Source organism: Stenotrophomonas sp. HMSC10F07 (genome assembly GCF_001807895.1).
GTDB classification, from domain to species: Bacteria; Pseudomonadota; Gammaproteobacteria; order Xanthomonadales; family Xanthomonadaceae; genus Stenotrophomonas; species Stenotrophomonas sepilia.
On record NZ_KV791383.1, the window covers coordinates 15,293 to 32,166 of the forward strand.

Sequence of the window (16,874 nt, forward strand, 5' to 3'; positions counted from 1 at the left end):
CTTCGCGCAGACGTCTTGATCACTGGACCGTGGATGCGGTCTAGTTCCCCGCCCGCGCTTGAATGCGCCTGTCCGCCAGCCGATGAGCCCGCCGAACATGCTGCCCGCCGCCAATGATGACGCCCTGGCCGAACAGGCCCGGGACTGGATCGCGTGGCTGGCCTCGGGTGACATCAGCGATACACGCATCCAGGCGTTCGAGCACTGGCTGCAACAGCCGGGGCACCGCAGGGCCTTCGAACACGAGCGCGCGTTGTGGCGCAGTGTCGGGCCGCGCCCGCAGGCCGGGTCCAGCGGACGACGACGGCCACATCGACTGCGCTGGGCGATGGTTGTGGCGGCGATGCTGGCGATGCTGGTGGCATGGCCGGAGGCGTGGCTGCGCCTGCAGTCCGATCATCGCAGCATGCATCAGGTGCAGCACGTGCGGCTGCCCGATGGCAGTCGCGCGGTGCTGGATGCGGACAGTGCGATTGCCGTGCGCTTCAATGCGAACGCCCGTGAGGTCGAGCTGCTGCGCGGGCGCGCCTGGTTCGAGGTCAGCCCGGATGCACAGCGGCGTTTCAGCGTGCGCGCCGGCAATGGCCTGGTCGAGGATATCTCGACCGCGTTCACCGTTGCGCGTGGCGACGACGGGGTGGAAACCCAGGTCGGGCAGGGCAGGGTGCGCGTGGCCAGCCCGGCCGACGGTGGCTGGACGTACCTGCAGCAGGGGCAGCGTGCCGTCTACACTGAACATGGCGGAGTCATGCGACGGGCTGACGTGACCGCCGACAGCGTCGGCGCCTGGCGCCAGGGCGAGCTGCTGCTGGAGCAGGTCCCGGTTGCCGATGCGGTGCAGTGGGTGGGGCGCTATCGCGCGGGGCCGGCCTTCGTGCGCGGTGATCTGTCACGTCTGCCTGCAGTGAGTGCTGCGTTGCGCATCGACCGCCCGGAGCAGGCATTGGATGCACTGGCGGCAACGGCAGGTCTTCAGGTTATTCGTCTTCCATTCGGCGTCGCCATCGTGCAGTAGATCCACGCCACGCGTGGATGAGCGTTCCTGTGCCGACCAACGGTCGGCAACCACGGCGCCCCGTCGGCATCCCCCGCGACCGCAAATCGCTCTTGGGGTTGTCGCGCGCCCAGCCGTCTTACCCGGCGAACGTACCCGCCGTCGCCACGTACGTCGCCGTGTCCGCCCGTGTTGCGGATGACGCCGCGTTCGCGGCACCGATTACCTGACAGGTTCTTCCATGTTCGACTCCCACCGTTCGGGCCGCGTACTGCGCCCGTCCCGTCTGTGCATTGCGTTGCTTGCCGCCGGGCTGGCCAGTACGACGCTACCCGCACTGGCGCAGAGCGCCCGCAGCGAGCACGCGGCTGTACTGCGCTTTGATATTCCTGCACAACCGCTGGATGAGGCCCTGCGCAGCTACATGCGCCAATCCGGCGTGCAGGTGGTGTACCCCGCATCGCTGGCACACGGCGTAACCTCCCACGCGGTCAGCGGCAGCCTGTCGGCCGGCCAGGCGTTGCAGCGCCTGCTGCAGGGCAGTGGCGTGGCGGTGCGCCGGGTCAGCGCCGATGCGGCCACTCTGGGGGCAGCAACGCCGGTGCGGGCCGATAGCGGTGTGATTGTCACCGACACGCTGAGTGTGGCCGGCGACCGCGTCGACAGCGGTGCGAACAACGACGAAGCGCGCCTGCTCGACAGCTATCGCAGCGTGGGTTCGACCACCACGCTCGACCGCACGCATCTGGAGCGTTTCCGCGGCACCTCCAACGGTGACATCGTCAAGGGGGGGGCCGGTGTCACCGCCGGTGATCCGCGCGTGGGCAACGGCTTCGACGTCAACATCCGTGGCATCCAGGGCCAGGGCCGCGTACCGGTGATCATCGACGGTGGCCAGTCCAGCATGGACACCTACCGCGGCTATGCGGGCCAGTCACAGCGCACCTACCTCGACCCCGACCTGATCTCCAGCCTGACCATCACCAAGGGCCCGAGCCTGCAGGCCAACGCGTCCGGTGGCATCGGCGGCGTGGTCGAGATGGAGACGTTGAAGATCGGTGACGTGCTGCGCGAGGGCCGCGACTTCGGCGTGCGCGTGCGCGGTGGCCTGGCCAATGGCAGTGCCAACAACCTGCCGTCATACAGTGCGGCGCCGCGCAGCGATCGCAGCGCTACCGGCAGCCAGTTCTTCAACGTGGCCGGTGCCGGTCACTGGGGCCGCTTCGACCTGGTTGCGGCCTACGCGTACCGGGACAACGGCAACTACTTCTCCGGCAAGCATGGCTACGATGATTTCCCGCAGACGCGGCGCACGCTGGCGCCGCTGAATCCGCCGGGCACCGAAGTGTTCAACACTTCCTCGCGCTCCAAGTCGGCGCTGCTCAAGGGCACCTGGCGCATCGATGACACGCAGAGCCTGGAAGCCGGCTACCGCCGCTATGAAGGCACGGCCGGCGAGATCATGGCCTCGCAGATCATCCGCGTCGACCGTGACCGCATCCCGCAGTGGGACCCGGGCCACGTCGACATGGACAGCTACACCCTGCGCTATCGCTTCAACCCGGACAGCGGGCTGATCGACCTGCGCGTCAACGCTGCGTACACCGACACCGACAGCGTGATGTACAACAGCCTGACCGGCATCACCCCGTGGTACTTCGACCGCCGCACAGAGTGGTATGACGCGCCCAGCTTCAGTGGCGATCCCGGTTACAAGGATGCCTACCGCAATCCGTTGCGGCAGAAGCGCTTCGGCCTGGATGCCAGCAATACCTCCAGGTTCGACACCCGCGCCGGTGCGTTCACGCTCGACTACGGCCTGTCCTACAGCGACGAAGACATCGCCCCGGGCAGCTCGGGCCCGATCATGCACGATGACCTGGTCAACAACCGCTTCCTGCGTAATGCCGAGCGCAAGGAATACAGCGCCGTGGCCGCGCTGAAGTGGCAGCCCGACGAACACTGGGAGCTGCTGGCCGGTGGCCGCTGGAACCGGGTGGACGTGCACGACCGCAACCGGCTGGCCACGCCCGATGCCTACGAGGTGCAGGGCCAGTACCGCTACACCGAGCTGCTCAGCGGCAACCCGGCACTGCCCTCGTGGCGCGCCAAGCGCATCGCGTTGCTGAACTGGTATCCGGATGCCAACGGCAACTTCACCCAGGCCTCGCTGCTGGCCTCGCCGTACAAGAAGGGTACGGTGGGCGACATCGCCGGCTGGAACTTCTACGACGCCGGCAAGCCGCAGGATCTGGAAGTGCCGGTCAGCTGGAGCTGGTCGCAGCCGATCCGCCGTCGCGACACCGCGTTCTCGCCGACCGCCAGCGTGGCCTACCGTTTCAGCGAAGACACCCTGGTCTACGTGAAGTACGCCGAAGGCACCAAGCTGCCGAGCCTGTTCGAGACCACGCTGGGCCTGTTCACCGCTGCCAAGCCGGTCGGTGAGCTGAAGCCGGAGCGCGCGCGCAGCTGGGAAATCGGTGCCAGCACCCTCCGCTACGACCTGTTCACCGCTGGCGACCGCCTGGCGCTGAAGCTGGCGTACTTCGATACCCGCATCGACGACCTGATCACCCGTGACTACCGCACGCTTTCGGCCGGCCTGATCCGCAACGTCGATCAGTTCAAGGTCTCGGGCATGGAATTCCAGTCCAGCTATGACAGCGGCAAGGTCTTCGCCGACCTGTCCGCGCATTACTATTTCAAGGCCAAGACCTGCGCGCCGGACATCGCCGCCGAGCGTCGTGCCTATGGTGCGCAGCGCAGGAACGACGAGCTGGCCAATACACCCAACTGCGTGGACGGTGGCTTCGAGGGCTCGTACACCAACACCCAGAACCCGCCGCGCTACACAGTCAACCTGATCCTGGGCTCGCGCCTGTTCGACGAGCGCCTGACCTTCGGCACCCGCATGGTCCACAACGCTGGCCCGATCAGCGAGTTGGACAAGGACTGGAACGTGGGCCTGTCGGCGATCCAGCAGCTGTACCGGCCGAACACCTTGATCGACCTGTTCGCCAGCTGGAGCTTCAACGACCAGCTGTCGGTGGAAGCCGGCGTCGACAACCTGACCGACCGTTACTACCTGGACCCGCTGGCCCTGGGCGTGATGCCGGCACCGGGCCGCACCGCGCGGTTGGCGTTGACCTGGACGTACTGACCGCCAGCGCAGAGCGCCTTTGGTGGGTGCGGACCTCGGTCCGCACCGCTTCTGCCGTGCAATCGCCAGCGTCTGGTCACGCCCGGCGTCTGCTTACAGCCCGGTCGCCGCCTTCACCGCATCTTCGTGCAGCGACTCGTTCAGCTCATCCACCACGGTGGTCCATGCCGCATCGGCCTGCAGCGACTCGGCCAGGAACTGGCGCTGGGCATCGTTCCAGTAGGGCGCCTCGACGACTTCGACGTCGGTGGCCAGCTGGTGCTCGCGGATGAAGCGGGCGATGCCTTCGGCGCTGGCGTCCAGGCCCAGCTGCAGGAACAGGTTGGTCATGCGCGGTTCGGTGGTGATCATCATCGGTTCCGGGTGGAAGAAGGGGATGGTCCCATTATCGGCACACATGGGCTTGGGGAAACCCCCGCGGCGGACGTCTACAGCAGGACGACCCTCCTGGCATTCCCCCATGAACGCACACATCGCTCCCGAAGACAGCCGCAGCCTGCGGCTCAAGGCCGCCACCCGCGACAGCCACGGTGCGCTGGACAAGCGCATCATGGCCGGTGACATCTTCGCCGACCGCAGCAACTTCGCCCGTTTCCTGCGCGTGCAGTATCGCTTCCACCGCAGCATCGATGCGCTGTATGCCAACCCTGCCCTGGACGCATTGCTGCCCGATCTCGGAGAGCGCCGGCGCCTGACACAGGTCGCACGCGACCTGCAGGACCTGGAGCAGGCCCTGCCTGGCGCGGACATTGACGCGCTGCCCTCGGACCTCGCGCTGCCGACTGCGTTGGGTTGGCTGTACGTGGCCGAAGGCTCCAATCTCGGTGGCACCCTTCTGTACAAGATGGCGGCCAGGCTCGGCCTGCACCGTGATTTCGGCGCCCGCCACCTGGCCGCCCATCCCGATGGCACAGCGCGCCACTGGCGCGAGTTCACCGCTGTGCTGGACGCGGTGCCGCTGAGTGCCGAGCAGGACCAGCAGGTGATCGATGCAGCCGACGCTGCGTTCCGCAGCGTGTACCGCCACGTCGAAGTGGAATTCGCCTGATGCGCGGCGCGCGCCCGCAGGTGCAGCGCTGATGCGCTGGCTCTGGTTCGCGCTGGGCTGGCTGATGGTCGGCCTCGGGGTGATCGGCGCATTGCTGCCAGTCATGCCGACCACCATCTTCCTGATCCTCGCGGTGGGCTGCTTCGCGCGCAGCTCGCCGAAGTTCGAGCAGCGCCTGCTGGCGCATCCACGCTACGGCCCGTCGCTGCGGCTGTGGCGCGAGCAGGGTGCCGTGTCGGGCAAGGGCAAGGCGTTTGCCAGCGCAGGCATGGCGGCGGGCTTTGCCCTGTTCTGCTGGGGCGCGCATCCGTCGTGGCGCCTGTTGCTCGGCGTGGGCCTGTTCTTTGCCGCCAGCGCCGGTTACGTGCTCAGCCGGCCGGCACCGCGACCGCAGCCCAATCCGGTCGTGGAAGTGGACGACGCCAACGATCCTCGCGCGGCCCGCCGCCGCCCGAGGTGGCCGGCGACCCGGTGAACGTGATGGTGCCCGTGTGGTTCTTCCTGCGCGGGCGGTGACCGCCATCGGGGTCGGATCCCTTTCCGCAGGAAAGGGTTCTGACCCCGTCGAGCCTGCCATCCACGCGTCGCGTGGATCTACAGCAGCGGCACCAGCAGCAGCGCCACGATGTTGATGATCTTGATCAGCGGATTGATTGCCGGGCCGGCGGTGTCCTTGTACGGGTCACCGACGGTATCGCCGGTCACCGCAGCCTTGTGCGCTTCGCTGCCCTTGCCACCGAAGTGGCCATCCTCGATGTATTTCTTGGCGTTGTCCCAGGCGCCGCCGCCGGTGGTCATCGAGATGGCCACGAACAGGCCGGTGACGATCGTGCCGATCAGCAGGCCGCCCAGTGCGCGCGGCCCCAGCAGCAGGCCGACCACCACCGGCACGGCGACCGGCAACAGCGAGGGCACGATCATTTCGCGGATCGCCGAGCGGGTCAGCATGTCCACCGCCTTGTCGTACTGCGGCTTGCCGGTGCCCTGCATGATGCCGGGAATCTCGCGGAACTGGCGGCGCACTTCTTCCACCACTGCGCCTGCCGCGCGGCCGACCGCTTCCATCGCCATCGCACCGAACAGGTAGGGAATCAGGCCGCCGATCAACAGGCCGATGATCACCGTGTGGTCGCTGAGATCGAAGCGGAACTCCTGGCCGGGATTGGCTGCCTGCAGGTTGTGGGTATAGTCGGCGAACAGCACCAGTGCCGCCAGCGCCGCCGAGCCGATCGCATAGCCCTTGGTCACGGCCTTGGTGGTGTTGCCCACCGCATCCAGCGGGTCGGTGATGTCGCGGATCTCCGAAGGCAGCTCGGCCATTTCGGCGATGCCACCGGCGTTGTCGGTGATCGGGCCGTAGGCATCGAGGGCGACGATCATCCCTGCCATCGACAGCATCGCGGTGGCGGCAATGGCGATGCCGTAAAGGCCGCCCAGTGCGAACGCACCCCAGATCGCCGCACACACCGCCACCACCGGCAGCGCGGTGGATTTCATCGAGATGCCGAGTCCGGCGATGATGTTGGTGCCGTGGCCAGTGGTCGAGGCCTGCGCCACGTGTTGCACCGGCTTGTACTGGGTGCCGGTGTAGTACTCGGTGATCCACACGATCAGGCCGGTCAGGACCAGGCCGATCAGCGCGCAGCCATACAGCGCCATCGGTCCATGCACGTTGTCGGACATCAGTCCGGTGGTGATCGGGTAGAAGGCGATGGCGGCCAGCACGCCGGAAACGATCACGCCCTTGTACAGCGCGCCCATGATCGAGCCGCCTGGCTTCACCTTGACGAACAGCGCGCCGATGATCGAAGCGATGATCGACACGCCGCCCAGTACCAGCGGATACAGCACCGCGCTGGCACCGGCTTCGGCCAGCATCAGGCTGCCCAGCAGCATGGTGGCGATCACGGTCACCGCGTAGGTCTCGAACAGGTCGGCCGCCATGCCGGCGCAGTCGCCGACGTTGTCACCGACGTTGTCGGCGATCACCGCCGGGTTGCGCGGATCGTCCTCGGGAATGCCGGCTTCGACCTTGCCGACCAGGTCGGCACCCACGTCGGCGCCCTTGGTGAAGATGCCGCCGCCCAGGCGCGCGAAGATCGAGATCAGCGAGGAGCCGAAGGCCAGGCCGACCAGCGCGTGCAGCGCCTGTTCCATCGGCAGGCCCATGCGCAGCAGCAGTGCGTAGTAGCCGGCCACGCCCAGCAGGCCCAGCCCGACCACCAGCATGCCGGTGATCGCGCCGCCGCGGAAGGCGACGTCCATCGCCGCGCTGATGCCGTTGCGCGCCGCCTCTGCGGTACGCACGTTAGCGCGTACCGACACGTTCATGCCGATGTAGCCGGCGGCGCCGGACAGCACCGCGCCGACTGCAAAACCAATCGCGGTGTACCAGCTGAGGAAGATGCCGACCAGCACGAACAGCACCACGCCGGCGATGCCGATGGTCAGGTACTGGCGGTTGAGATAGGCACGCGCACCTTCCTGGATCGCGGTGGCGATCGCGATCATGCGTGCATTGCCGGTGGGTTGGCGCAGGATCCAGCGCGCCGAGACGATTCCGAACAGGATCGCGAGAATGGCGCAGCCCAGCGCCAGTGACAGCCCGTGACGTTCCAGCATTAGACCCCTCCGCAGAATGGATGTAGGCATCCAGTGGCGATGAACGGCACCACGAGGGGGACGACGGGCTGCAGCCTGGAACCAACCCGTACCGACCTTGGTGGTCGTCCGACGTATGGCGGTGTTCAGCATTCCCTGGTGCCCGCAGTATGCGGGCCGTCAGTTGTAGAGTCGAGCCATGCTCGACCGGCTCCTGGGAGCCGCGGCGCATGCCGTCGGGCCCTGGGCATGATCCGCGAGCCAACGGCCTTTGCACCCCGTTAAGGCAGCCTCTGCAAGCCTGCGCACAGCCCCGTAGGAGATCCCCCATGCGCCTGTCCCTGTTGATGCTTGCCGCCCTGGTCCCGGCCGCACCGGCCTTCGCTGCGGAAACGCCGGAACTGCAGCGTGCGGTCGGGGCGCCGCAGGCGGTGGGCGCCGTGCATACGCTGCGGCAGATCCCCGAGGCCTGCGCGCGGCTGGAAGGTGCGTTCACCGGTGATGCCGCCGCGCCATATCGCTTCTCCGCCGTCCGGACCAGCGAGCAATGCCAGCCACGCGCGCGCTTCGTCGATTACACCAAGGCGCAGCCGAGTGCCGACAAGGGCTGGAAGCTCAATGATGTGATCCGCGTGCCCAACGCGGCGTGCCCGGCGCAGCAGGCGGTGGTGCGGGTGTGGCGCCTGCCGTCGAGCCACAAGGTCGAGCTGGACGGGCAGGGCCAATCGCGCATTTACCTGGAGGAGGCGAAGAAACAGGCCGCCGCCGGCCAGATTCCGCAGGTGACGATGTTCGCCGCGCAGCTGCAGATGGAAGGCACGGCCTGCAATTGAAGTCGCGTGGGTGGTGCACCCGTGCCGTCATCCACGGCCGACATCCGGCTGATCAATCCGCCAGCATTGCCCCGCGCGCCACCAGCAGCTCGCGCAATGCCCTGCGGTGGCAGTGCGCTTCATCCTCGCAGTAGCAGCCCACGCTGATGTCGCTGTGTTGCGACATCGCGGCCAGAAGGTCCAGCGCGTGGGCGGCATCGGGCGCCTTCATCTCGGCCTTGTAATGGCGGAAGAAGGCGGTCCAATCGGCCGCCGTCGTTGCCTCATGTGCCCGCTTCACCAGCTCCGCGCTGGGTGACAGCGTAGGAAACCAGACGTCGTACCAGTCCTGTCGGGCGAACTCGCTGCGCGGCACGCCGCGCGGTGGGCGCCGAACGGTGCCAATGCGCAGTCCCTCGCCGGGTTGGCGCGGCGTACCGAGTCGGACAACACGCAGTGCCATGATGATCTCCATGAAAAGGGGACGGAGGGGATTAAGTCGTATCCGACCCACTGCTGATGCTGTTGGAGATGACAGAGGGGCGTATGCGACTTAATCCCCTCCGTCCCCTTTTTCAGGTCAGCCTTCGAAGGCCGGCAGTTTCTGCTTCACCGCTACGTTCTTCAGGGTGACGTACTTCGGCAGGCCATCGGTGCCATAGGGAAGCGGTGCTTCGCCCTTGATCAATGGTGACAGGTAGGCGCGCGCCCTGGCCGTGATGCCGAAGCCATCGCGGCGGATGAAACCAGCCGGCATCTTCTTCTCGTGGTTGGCGATCTTCGACAGCGGCGCCGCTTCGATCTTCCAGCGATAGGGCGCATCGCTGCTGCGCACGATCACCGGCATCACGCCATTCTGGCCCTTCAGTGCCAGCTGCACCGCGGCCTTGCCCACCGCCTGCGCCTGCTCCCAGTCGGTCCTGCTGGCCAGGTGGCGGGCCGAGCGCTGCAGGTAATCGGGCAGTGCCCAGTGCACCTTCAGGCCCAGCTGATCCTTGACCCGGCCGGCCAGGTGCGCCGCCACGCCGCCGAGCTGCGAATGACCGAACGAGTCCTTGCCACCGCCGGCATCGGCAACGAAGCGGCCATCGGCGGTTGCAATGCCTTCCGACGCCACCACCACGCAGTAGCCGACGCGCTCGACCACGGCTTTCACCTTGGCCAGGAACGTGGCCTCGTCGTAGGCGCGCTCGGGCAGCAGGATGATGTGCGGCGCTTCGTCATCACCGTTGCCGGCCAGGCCGGCGGCGGCGGCCAGCCAGCCGGCGTGGCGGCCCATCGCTTCGTAGATGAAGACACGGGTGGACGTTTCGGCCATCGCCGCCACGTCCAGTGCTGCTTCGCGCACCGAGACCGCGGTGTACTTGGCCGCTGACCCGAAGCCGGGGCAGGTATCGGTAACGGCAAGGTCGTTGTCGATGGTCTTGGGCACGCCGATACAGGTCAGGTCGTAGCCGGAGGCCTTGGCCAGCTGCGAGACCTTCAGTGCGGTGTCGGCCGAGTCGTTGCCGCCGTTGTAGAGGAACCAGCGCACGTCGTGGGCCTGCAGCACCTCCAGCAGGCGGTCATAGCGGGCGCGGTCGGCATCCAGCGATTTCAGCTTGACCCGGCACGAGCCGAAGGCGCCGCCCGGGGTATGGGCGAGGGCGCGGATCGCGGCGGCACTCTCCCTGCTGGTGTCGATCAGCTCCTCGCGCAGCGCGCCGAGGATGCCGTTGCGGGCCGCCAGGACCTTGATGCCATTGGCCCGGGCCTGCTCGATCACCGCTGCCGCCGTGGCATTGATGACGGCGGTGACACCGCCGGACTGGGCATAAAGGAGAGTACCGTTGCGCATGCTTCTACCTGCTCGGGGGAGGGGACATTGCAGGGACATTACCCGGATGCGGTAAAGTGGCGCTATTGCGGTGCAGCGATACCGGACCGTCCGGGACGCGAACCTTCTTTGTTTTCAACACGTTGGAGTCAGGTCAATGCGATTGGTTCTGTTGGGACCGCCCGGTTCGGGCAAGGGGACACAGGCGACGCGCCTGAAGGAAAAGCTGGGGATCGCCCACATTTCGACCGGTGACATGCTGCGCGCGGAAATCGCCGCCGGCACGGAGCTGGGCAAGCAGGCCAAGACGGTGATGGATGCCGGCAACCTGGTGTCGGACGACATCCTGCTGGGCATGCTGGAGTCGCGCCTGACCCAGGCTGATGTCGCCAAGGGCTTCATCCTCGATGGCTACCCGCGCAATGTGGCCCAGGCCAATGCGATGGATGGCCTGCTGGCCAAGATCGGCCAGCCGCTGGACGCGGTGGTGCAGCTGGATGTGCCCACCGAGCTGTTGGTGGACCGCATCGCCGGCCGCGCCAAGGAGCAGGGCCGCGCCGATGACAACCCGGAAGCGGTGCGCCAGCGCCTGCAGGTCTACAACGACCAGACCGCCCCGGTGGTCGATTTCTACGCCGGCCGTGGCACCCTGGCCCGCGTCGATGGCGTCGGTGAGCTGGACGAGATCGAAGCCCGCATCCTGGCAGCGATCAAGGCCTGATCCGGCGGGGCCGGCATGCGTCCGGTCCTTCAGGCGCAAAAAACACAGGCCTGGTCCGCGAGGATCAGGCCTGTGTCGTTTGATAGGCGCCAGCGAAGGGCTTGCTCAGGGCCCCGCAGCATGAGCTCCCTTGGGGATGGCCTCTTGGGGAGTAGGACCGGTTCGGGTACTGCGGCTGGCAGTTCGAATTGTGTCCGGGTTCACAGAACATCGCTATCGGGAATTCCCTGACAGCTGATTGGAGTTTTCTCACATCCCGTGTAGGGGTTGTCTTACCCGATAGCGGACATTGGCCCTATACAGCCGTCATCGGTCACAATCCTCGGTCATGAGCAGCGTACATATCCTTGCAATTGCCGGCACCTTCATGGGCGGCGTGGCCGCCCTGGCGCGGGAACTTGGGCATTCCGTCAGCGGCAGCGACCAGGCCATCTACCCGCCGATGTCGACCCAGCTCGAACAGCTGGGCATCACGCTGGACCAGGGCTACCGTGCCGACAGCGTACCGGCCGGTACCGACGAGGTGGTGATCGGCAACGCGCTGTCGCGCGGCAATGCCGCCGTGGAAGCCGTGCTCGATGCCGGCCAGCGCTATATCTCCGGCGCGCAGTGGCTGTCCGAGCAGGTGCTGCCGGGCCGCGACACGCTGGCCGTGGCCGGTACCCACGGCAAGACCACCACCACCACCATCCTCACCTGGCTGCTGGAAAGTGCAGGGCGCTCGCCGGGCTTCCTGATCGGCGGTGTCGCCGAGGATTTCGGTGTCTCCGCCCGCCTGGGCCAGGGGCGCGAGTTCGTGGTCGAAGCCGATGAGTACGACACGGCCTTCTTCGACAAGCGCAGCAAGTTCGTGCACTACCGGCCGCTGGTGGCCATCCTCAACAACCTTGAGTACGACCACGCCGACATCTTCCCGGACGTGGCCGCGATCCAGCGCCAGTTCCACCATCTGGTGCGTACCGTACCCGCACGTGGGCGGCTGATCGTCAACGGCGAGGATCAGTACCTTGCCGAAGTGCTGGCGATGGGCTGCTGGACCCCGGTCGAGCGCTTCGGATTCGATCCGTCGCTGGAATGGCATGCCGAGCTGCTGGCCGCTGATGGCAGCGCCTTCCGCGTGCACCATCGTGGGCAGGCGCTGGGTGATGTGCAGTGGTCGCTGCTGGGCCGCCACAACGTGCTCAATGGATTGGCCGCGCTGGCCGCCGCGCATGCAGTGGGCGTGGCACCCGCCCAGGTTATTCCGGCGCTGGCACGCTTCCGCAGCGTCAAGCGCCGCATGGAAGTGATCGGCAGCCATGACGGCATCACCGTCTACGACGATTTCGCCCACCATCCGACTGCGATCGCCACCACGCTGGAGGGCCTGCGTTCCAAGGTGGGTGATGCGCGCATCGTGGTCGCGATGGAGCCGCGCAGCAACTCGATGCGGCTGGGCGCACATGCGCAGGCGCTGGCTCCCTCGTTGGCGCTGGCCGATGAAGTGGTGTTCCTGCATCGCCCGGAACTGGCCTGGGATGCTGCGGCGGTGATCGCCGCGGTGCGTGGCCAAGCCCACGCGGTGCCCGATACCGACGCATTGCTGGCGCAGCTGCAGGCCAGCGCGCGCAGCGGCGACCACGTAATATTCATGTCCAACGGTGGCTTCGACGGTGCCCCGCGCCGCTTCCTCGCCGCGCTGCAGGCCCGATGAGCGGCGACGGCTCGCTGCCGCTGTTCCCGCTGCACACCGCGCTGGTACCGGGTGCAGCGGTAGGCCTGCGCGTGTTCGAGCGGCGCTATCTGGACCTGGTCCGCGACAGCGGCCGCAGTGGTGAGGGATTTGGTGTCTGCCTGATCCTCGAGGGCGAGGAGGTCGGCGCACCGGCGACACCGGCGGCCTTTGGCGTGCAGGTACGCATCGAAGACTTCGATGTCGGCGCCGACGGCGTGCTGCAGCTGCGCCTGCGCGGCACCCGTCGCTTCCATGTCGAGCGCACCCGCGTGCGCGACAACGGCCTGGTGGTGGCTGATGTGCGCTGGTGCGAGGAAGACCCCGATGACGAACTGCGGCCGCAGCATGCACTGCTGGCCACGGTGCTGGGGCACATCATCGAGCAGGCCGGCGAGGCCTATGCGCCGGCCAATCCGGCGCTGCTGGACCAGGCCAGCTGGGTCGGCTGGCGGCTGGCCGAGCTGCTGCCGCTGAGCGAGCAGCAGCGCCTTCAGCTGCTGCAGATGGACGATCCGCACCATCGATTGCAGCAGCTGCTGGGCTGGATGCCGTAGAAGCCATCCACGCATGGCGTGGATCTGCTGTAGAGCCGAGCCTATGCTCGGCTTGATGGATCCCGCGAAGAGCAGCCGAGCATGGGCTCGGCTCTACACTGGGTGATCGCGACCGGTACCGGTCAGGGCGTGGTGGTCTTCAACCGCAGCACCGGCAACCCGGTTTCGCTGTGCACGTCCTCGCGCTGCGGCAGGTCCTGCACGGCGTCCTTCACGGCATTCAATGCCGGGTCGACGCCACGCAGCGGGTGCCACATGCCGATCCACTCGAAATGGCGTTCGTAGCGCAGGGTCTGTGCACTGCCCAGCCACAGCGGCGTGTTGCCCGGCTGCAACTGCGCAGGGGCCGGCCACAGGCGCAGTACGTAGCGCTCATCACGGTGTGTACCCGGGCGTACCATCAACAGCGCTTCCACGCGGGTTTCCAGCGTCGCCGGCAGCACCGGCAGTTCATCGGCGCCGGTGTTCTTGTCCAGCATCAGCAGCGCCTGCTGCCAGCCGGCCTGCTCCTGCCGCTTCCAGCCGCGCGCTTCCAGTTGCGCCTGCAGCGGTGCCAGCGGACCGGCCACCTGCACGTCCAGCGGCCAGCGCTGGTCGTCATCGAACTCGTTGCGGCGCGCCGGCAGTGTCGCCCAGTCGTGCTGCCACCAGGCCTGCGTGTCCATTGCCTGCGGGGCCGGCAAGGTCGGCTCGAAGCGTTCCAGCTTCACCGGGATGTTGCGCGGTGCGTACCACATCGCGGCGACGGCGAAGACGCCGTAGAACAGCCATGCCACCGGCTTCACCCAGAACGAGCGGTTGAAGCGGCGGCGGTAGGCGATGCCCAGCACCAGCAGCCAGAACGTGCCGAACAGCATGCCGCCGATCACATCGCTCAGCCAATGCGCGCCCAGGTACAGGCGCGAGAAGCCGATCAGGCTGACCACGATGCCCGACACCAGGTACGGCCAGACGCGGGTACGGCCGGGCATCTCGCGGGCGATCAGCACCGCGAAGAAGCCGAAGGTGATGGTGGCCATCGTCACCGACACCGACGGGAAGCCGAAGCCGCTGCTGGCGTCGACCGGGCGCACAACATCGACGGTAGCGCCGAGCAGCATGGTCAGCGCCAGGCCGAAAGCCAGCGCGGCCAGCCAGTGCGCGGCTGCCATCCAGCGCCGGCGCCAGACCAGGTAGCCCATCGCCGCCGCCGTGGCCGGCAGCAGCACCTGCCAGGCGCCCAGCGACGCCAGCGCGGCCATCGGGTAATCGGCCAGCGGGTTGCGCAGGGCCAGCATTGCCTGGTGTACCAGCAGGTCGATCGCCAGTGGCTCGCCATGCGCGACCACCACGGTCAGCAGCGCGAACCAGCCCCAGCCCAGCACCAGCAGCATCAGCGCCAGCATCGCCAGCGGCACCGACTCGCGCCGCTTTGGGTCCAGCACGCCGACGGTGTAGCGGCCCAGCGTCGGATGGCGGTTGGACCAGTCGAGCAGGCGTGCCAGCCAGTTGTCCATGCGCGCGGCCGACCAGCGGTAGCCGTACAGCACGATGGCCCAGACCAGGCCAAGGATCACCGCCAGCAGGCCGACCACCACCACCAGCCGACCGGCTACTGCGGCCACCGCGTCATAGGCCTCGCCAAGAATCCAGCCGGGGGCCAGGAACAGCACCGCCCATGAAATGCTGGCGATACCACTGGCCTGTACATAGCGGCTGGCTGGCATCTTCATCATGCCCGCGATGGCCGGCACGAACGGCCGGATCGCGCCGACGTAGCGTGCCACCAGAATGCTCTTGAACGCGTTGCGGCGGAACAGGTTCTCGCCGCGGTCGAGCAGCTGCGGGTAACGGCTGAACGGCCACACGCCACGCAGGCGGTCGCCCCAGCGGCGCCCGATCCAGTAACTGATGCCATCGCCGGCGAATGCGCCCAGTGCGGCCGCCGCCACCGCGTACGGTCCGGAGATCTGGCCCAGGCCGATGAACACGCCTACCGCAAACAGCAGCGGCAGCGCCGGCACGATGGCGCCGAGAATGATCACCGCATCGCAGAAGGCGATGAGGAAGATAACGGCACCCGCCAGCACGGGGTGAGCGGCAATCCACGCAAGCGTGGCGTCGATCCATGAAGAGTCCATTGCCCGATTATAGGGGCGTGAAGGTGACTGGTTCCCAGCCGCTTGGTGACCGTTTGCAACCGGCGCCATCGCCTAGAATGGGCCCATGCCGCATACGCCAGACACGCCACCACATGCTTTGAAGGCCGACAGCTTCGGTCGCATCCTCCGTGTGGAAGGGCCTGCCGGCCCCTTCGTACGCCGTGACCTGGGCGCCACGCCGCTGTGGTTGCGCCTGCCGGCCTGGTGGCTGGCCCGCCGCGAAGCGCGCGCGCTGCGCCATATCCATGGCATGGCCGACGTGCCGCAGCTGCTGGCGTGGAATGGGCATCATCTCGACCGCAGTTTCATGGCCGGCGACGCCATGTACCAGCGCCCACCGCGTGGCGACCTGGCCTGGTTCCGCGCCGCGCGTCGGCTGCTGCAGCAGCTGCATCGGCGCGGCGTGGCCCACAACGACCTGGCCAAGGAAGCCAACTGGCTGGTGACCGAAGACGGCCGCCCGGCATTGATCGACTTCCAGCTGGCAGTGATCGGCAACCCGCGCTCGCGCTGGATGCGCCTGCTGGCCCGCGAGGACCTGCGCCACCTGCTCAAGCACAAGCGCATGTACTGCCGTGAGTCGCTCACCCCAGTGGAAAAGCGCGTGCTCAAGCGCACCTCGTGGGTGCGCGAACTGTGGTTCGCCACGGGCAAGCCGGTCTACCGCTTCGTTACCCGTCGCATCCTGCATTGGGAAGACAACGAGGGGCAGGGGCCCAAGCCGTGAGTCCACTGCAGGTAGTGACCGGCCCACCGAGTGCGGGCAGCGTCCTGCGCCCACAGCTGGCCGGTGCCGACTTCGTGCACGCCTGCCAGGCAACAACCCATCGTGATGGGCGCTCGGCCTTGCAGGCCTATCGCGATATGGCCGCGACCATTCCCGGCTGGTTCGATGGGCTGATGGCGCTGCGCAATCGCGGCATGCGCCTGCTCGGCATGAAGCACCTGGGCTCGTTGCGCGCGGTGCAGGATGTTGCGGATCCTCAACCCGGGCAGCGACTGGGCATCTTCACCCTGCAGTCGCTCAGTGACGATGCCATCGTGCTGGAAGACGACGACCGCCACCTGCGTGTGCAGCTGGCCCTGCAGTGGAAGGGCGACGTGCTGGAAGTGGCGACCGTGGTGCATACGCACAACGCGTTCGGGCGCATGTACATGCTGCCGGTTGCGCCGGTGCATCAGCTGATCGTGCCGCATCTGCTGAGGAAGCAGGCGCAGGCGTACCGGTAGATCCACGCGATGCGTGGATGCGCCGGGCAGAACCGTATTGTAGAGCCGAGCCATGCTCGGCTGCATTCAATCAGCCGAGCATG

General features: G+C 67.2%; 15 protein-coding genes. 10 read left to right on the forward strand and 5 right to left on the reverse strand.

Going from position 1 to position 16,874, the window contains the following annotated elements; all coding sequences use genetic code 11:
- Positions 1 to 82 precede the first annotated feature (82 nt).
- Positions 83 to 1,015, forward strand: coding sequence for a FecR family protein (locus HMPREF3114_RS10370; RefSeq protein ID WP_053497505.1), 933 nt, complete (start codon positions 83 to 85; stop codon positions 1,013 to 1,015).
- Between the two features lie 220 nt (positions 1,016 to 1,235).
- Positions 1,236 to 4,154 (forward strand): TonB-dependent receptor, encoded by a 2,919-nt coding sequence (locus HMPREF3114_RS10375; protein ID WP_053497503.1) that lies wholly within the window; start codon positions 1,236 to 1,238, stop codon positions 4,152 to 4,154.
- 93 nt (positions 4,155 to 4,247) lie between these two features.
- Here HMPREF3114_RS10375 and HMPREF3114_RS10380 read toward each other — a convergent pair whose 3' ends face one another.
- On the reverse strand, positions 4,248 to 4,505 hold the full coding sequence (locus HMPREF3114_RS10380) for a DUF2789 domain-containing protein (protein ID WP_032954498.1): 258 nt from the start codon (positions 4,503 to 4,505) through the stop codon (positions 4,248 to 4,250).
- Between the two features lie 109 nt (positions 4,506 to 4,614).
- Here HMPREF3114_RS10380 and HMPREF3114_RS10385 point away from each other — a divergent pair, with 109 nt between their 5' ends.
- Together HMPREF3114_RS10385 and HMPREF3114_RS10390 are read left to right on the forward strand one after the other, a co-directional pair.
- Entirely contained in the window at positions 4,615 to 5,202 is a 588-nt protein-coding gene (locus tag HMPREF3114_RS10385) for a biliverdin-producing heme oxygenase (protein ID WP_053497501.1), read from the forward strand.
- A gap of 31 nt (positions 5,203 to 5,233) precedes the next feature.
- The gene (locus tag HMPREF3114_RS10390) at positions 5,234 to 5,677 is read left to right on the forward strand and encodes a YbaN family protein (protein WP_053497499.1); all 444 of its coding nucleotides are present in this window, start codon (positions 5,234 to 5,236) and stop codon (positions 5,675 to 5,677) included.
- A 119-nt stretch (positions 5,678 to 5,796) separates the two neighbouring features.
- Here HMPREF3114_RS10390 and HMPREF3114_RS10395 read toward each other — a convergent pair whose 3' ends face one another.
- Positions 5,797 to 7,824: a sodium-translocating pyrophosphatase gene (locus tag HMPREF3114_RS10395; protein WP_053497496.1), complete on the reverse strand. Its 2,028-nt coding sequence runs from the start codon at positions 7,822 to 7,824 to the stop codon at positions 5,797 to 5,799.
- Positions 7,825 to 8,132: 308 nt separating this feature from the next.
- Here HMPREF3114_RS10395 and HMPREF3114_RS10400 point away from each other — a divergent pair, with 308 nt between their 5' ends.
- Complete coding sequence (locus HMPREF3114_RS10400) at positions 8,133 to 8,636, forward strand: hypothetical protein (protein ID WP_053497494.1); 504 nt, start codon at positions 8,133 to 8,135, stop codon at positions 8,634 to 8,636.
- 52 nt (positions 8,637 to 8,688) lie between these two features.
- Here HMPREF3114_RS10400 and HMPREF3114_RS10405 read toward each other — a convergent pair whose 3' ends face one another.
- Complete coding sequence (locus tag HMPREF3114_RS10405) at positions 8,689 to 9,078, reverse strand: DUF488 domain-containing protein (protein ID WP_005419050.1); 390 nt, start codon at positions 9,076 to 9,078, stop codon at positions 8,689 to 8,691.
- A 117-nt stretch (positions 9,079 to 9,195) separates the two neighbouring features.
- Positions 9,196 to 10,452, reverse strand: coding sequence for a 6-phosphofructokinase (locus HMPREF3114_RS10410; protein WP_053497492.1), 1,257 nt, complete (start codon positions 10,450 to 10,452; stop codon positions 9,196 to 9,198).
- A 136-nt stretch (positions 10,453 to 10,588) separates the two neighbouring features.
- Here HMPREF3114_RS10410 and HMPREF3114_RS10415 point away from each other — a divergent pair, with 136 nt between their 5' ends.
- The 3 genes from HMPREF3114_RS10415 (at position 10,589) to HMPREF3114_RS10425 (ending at position 13,420) form a co-directional block, all read left to right on the forward strand.
- Positions 10,589 to 11,152 carry an adenylate kinase gene (locus HMPREF3114_RS10415; protein WP_005419045.1) on the forward strand — a complete coding sequence of 188 codons (564 nt, stop codon included), beginning with the start codon at positions 10,589 to 10,591 and terminating at the stop codon, positions 11,150 to 11,152.
- 328 nt (positions 11,153 to 11,480) lie between these two features.
- Complete coding sequence (gene mpl, locus HMPREF3114_RS10420; RefSeq protein ID WP_053497490.1) at positions 11,481 to 12,845, forward strand: UDP-N-acetylmuramate:L-alanyl-gamma-D-glutamyl-meso-diaminopimelate ligase; 1,365 nt, start codon at positions 11,481 to 11,483, stop codon at positions 12,843 to 12,845.
- Complete coding sequence (locus HMPREF3114_RS10425) at positions 12,842 to 13,420, forward strand: LON peptidase substrate-binding domain-containing protein (RefSeq protein WP_053497488.1); 579 nt, start codon at positions 12,842 to 12,844, stop codon at positions 13,418 to 13,420. The genes mpl and HMPREF3114_RS10425 overlap by 4 nt, the downstream gene beginning before the upstream one ends.
- A 122-nt stretch (positions 13,421 to 13,542) precedes the next feature.
- On the opposite strand, the gene HMPREF3114_RS10430 is transcribed toward HMPREF3114_RS10425, so the two are convergent.
- Complete coding sequence (locus HMPREF3114_RS10430; RefSeq protein ID WP_032954490.1) at positions 13,543 to 15,540, reverse strand: bifunctional DedA family/phosphatase PAP2 family protein; 1,998 nt, start codon at positions 15,538 to 15,540, stop codon at positions 13,543 to 13,545.
- 85 nt (positions 15,541 to 15,625) lie between these two features.
- Here HMPREF3114_RS10430 and HMPREF3114_RS10435 point away from each other — a divergent pair, with 85 nt between their 5' ends.
- Positions 15,626 to 16,288: a serine/threonine-protein kinase gene (locus HMPREF3114_RS10435; RefSeq protein WP_049413709.1), complete on the forward strand. Its 663-nt coding sequence runs from the start codon at positions 15,626 to 15,628 to the stop codon at positions 16,286 to 16,288.
- Positions 16,285 to 16,791, forward strand: a complete 507-nt coding sequence (locus HMPREF3114_RS10440) for a DUF2867 domain-containing protein (protein ID WP_053497486.1) — start codon at positions 16,285 to 16,287, stop codon at positions 16,789 to 16,791. The genes HMPREF3114_RS10435 and HMPREF3114_RS10440 overlap by 4 nt, the downstream gene beginning before the upstream one ends.
- Positions 16,792 to 16,874: the final 83 nt, after the last annotated feature.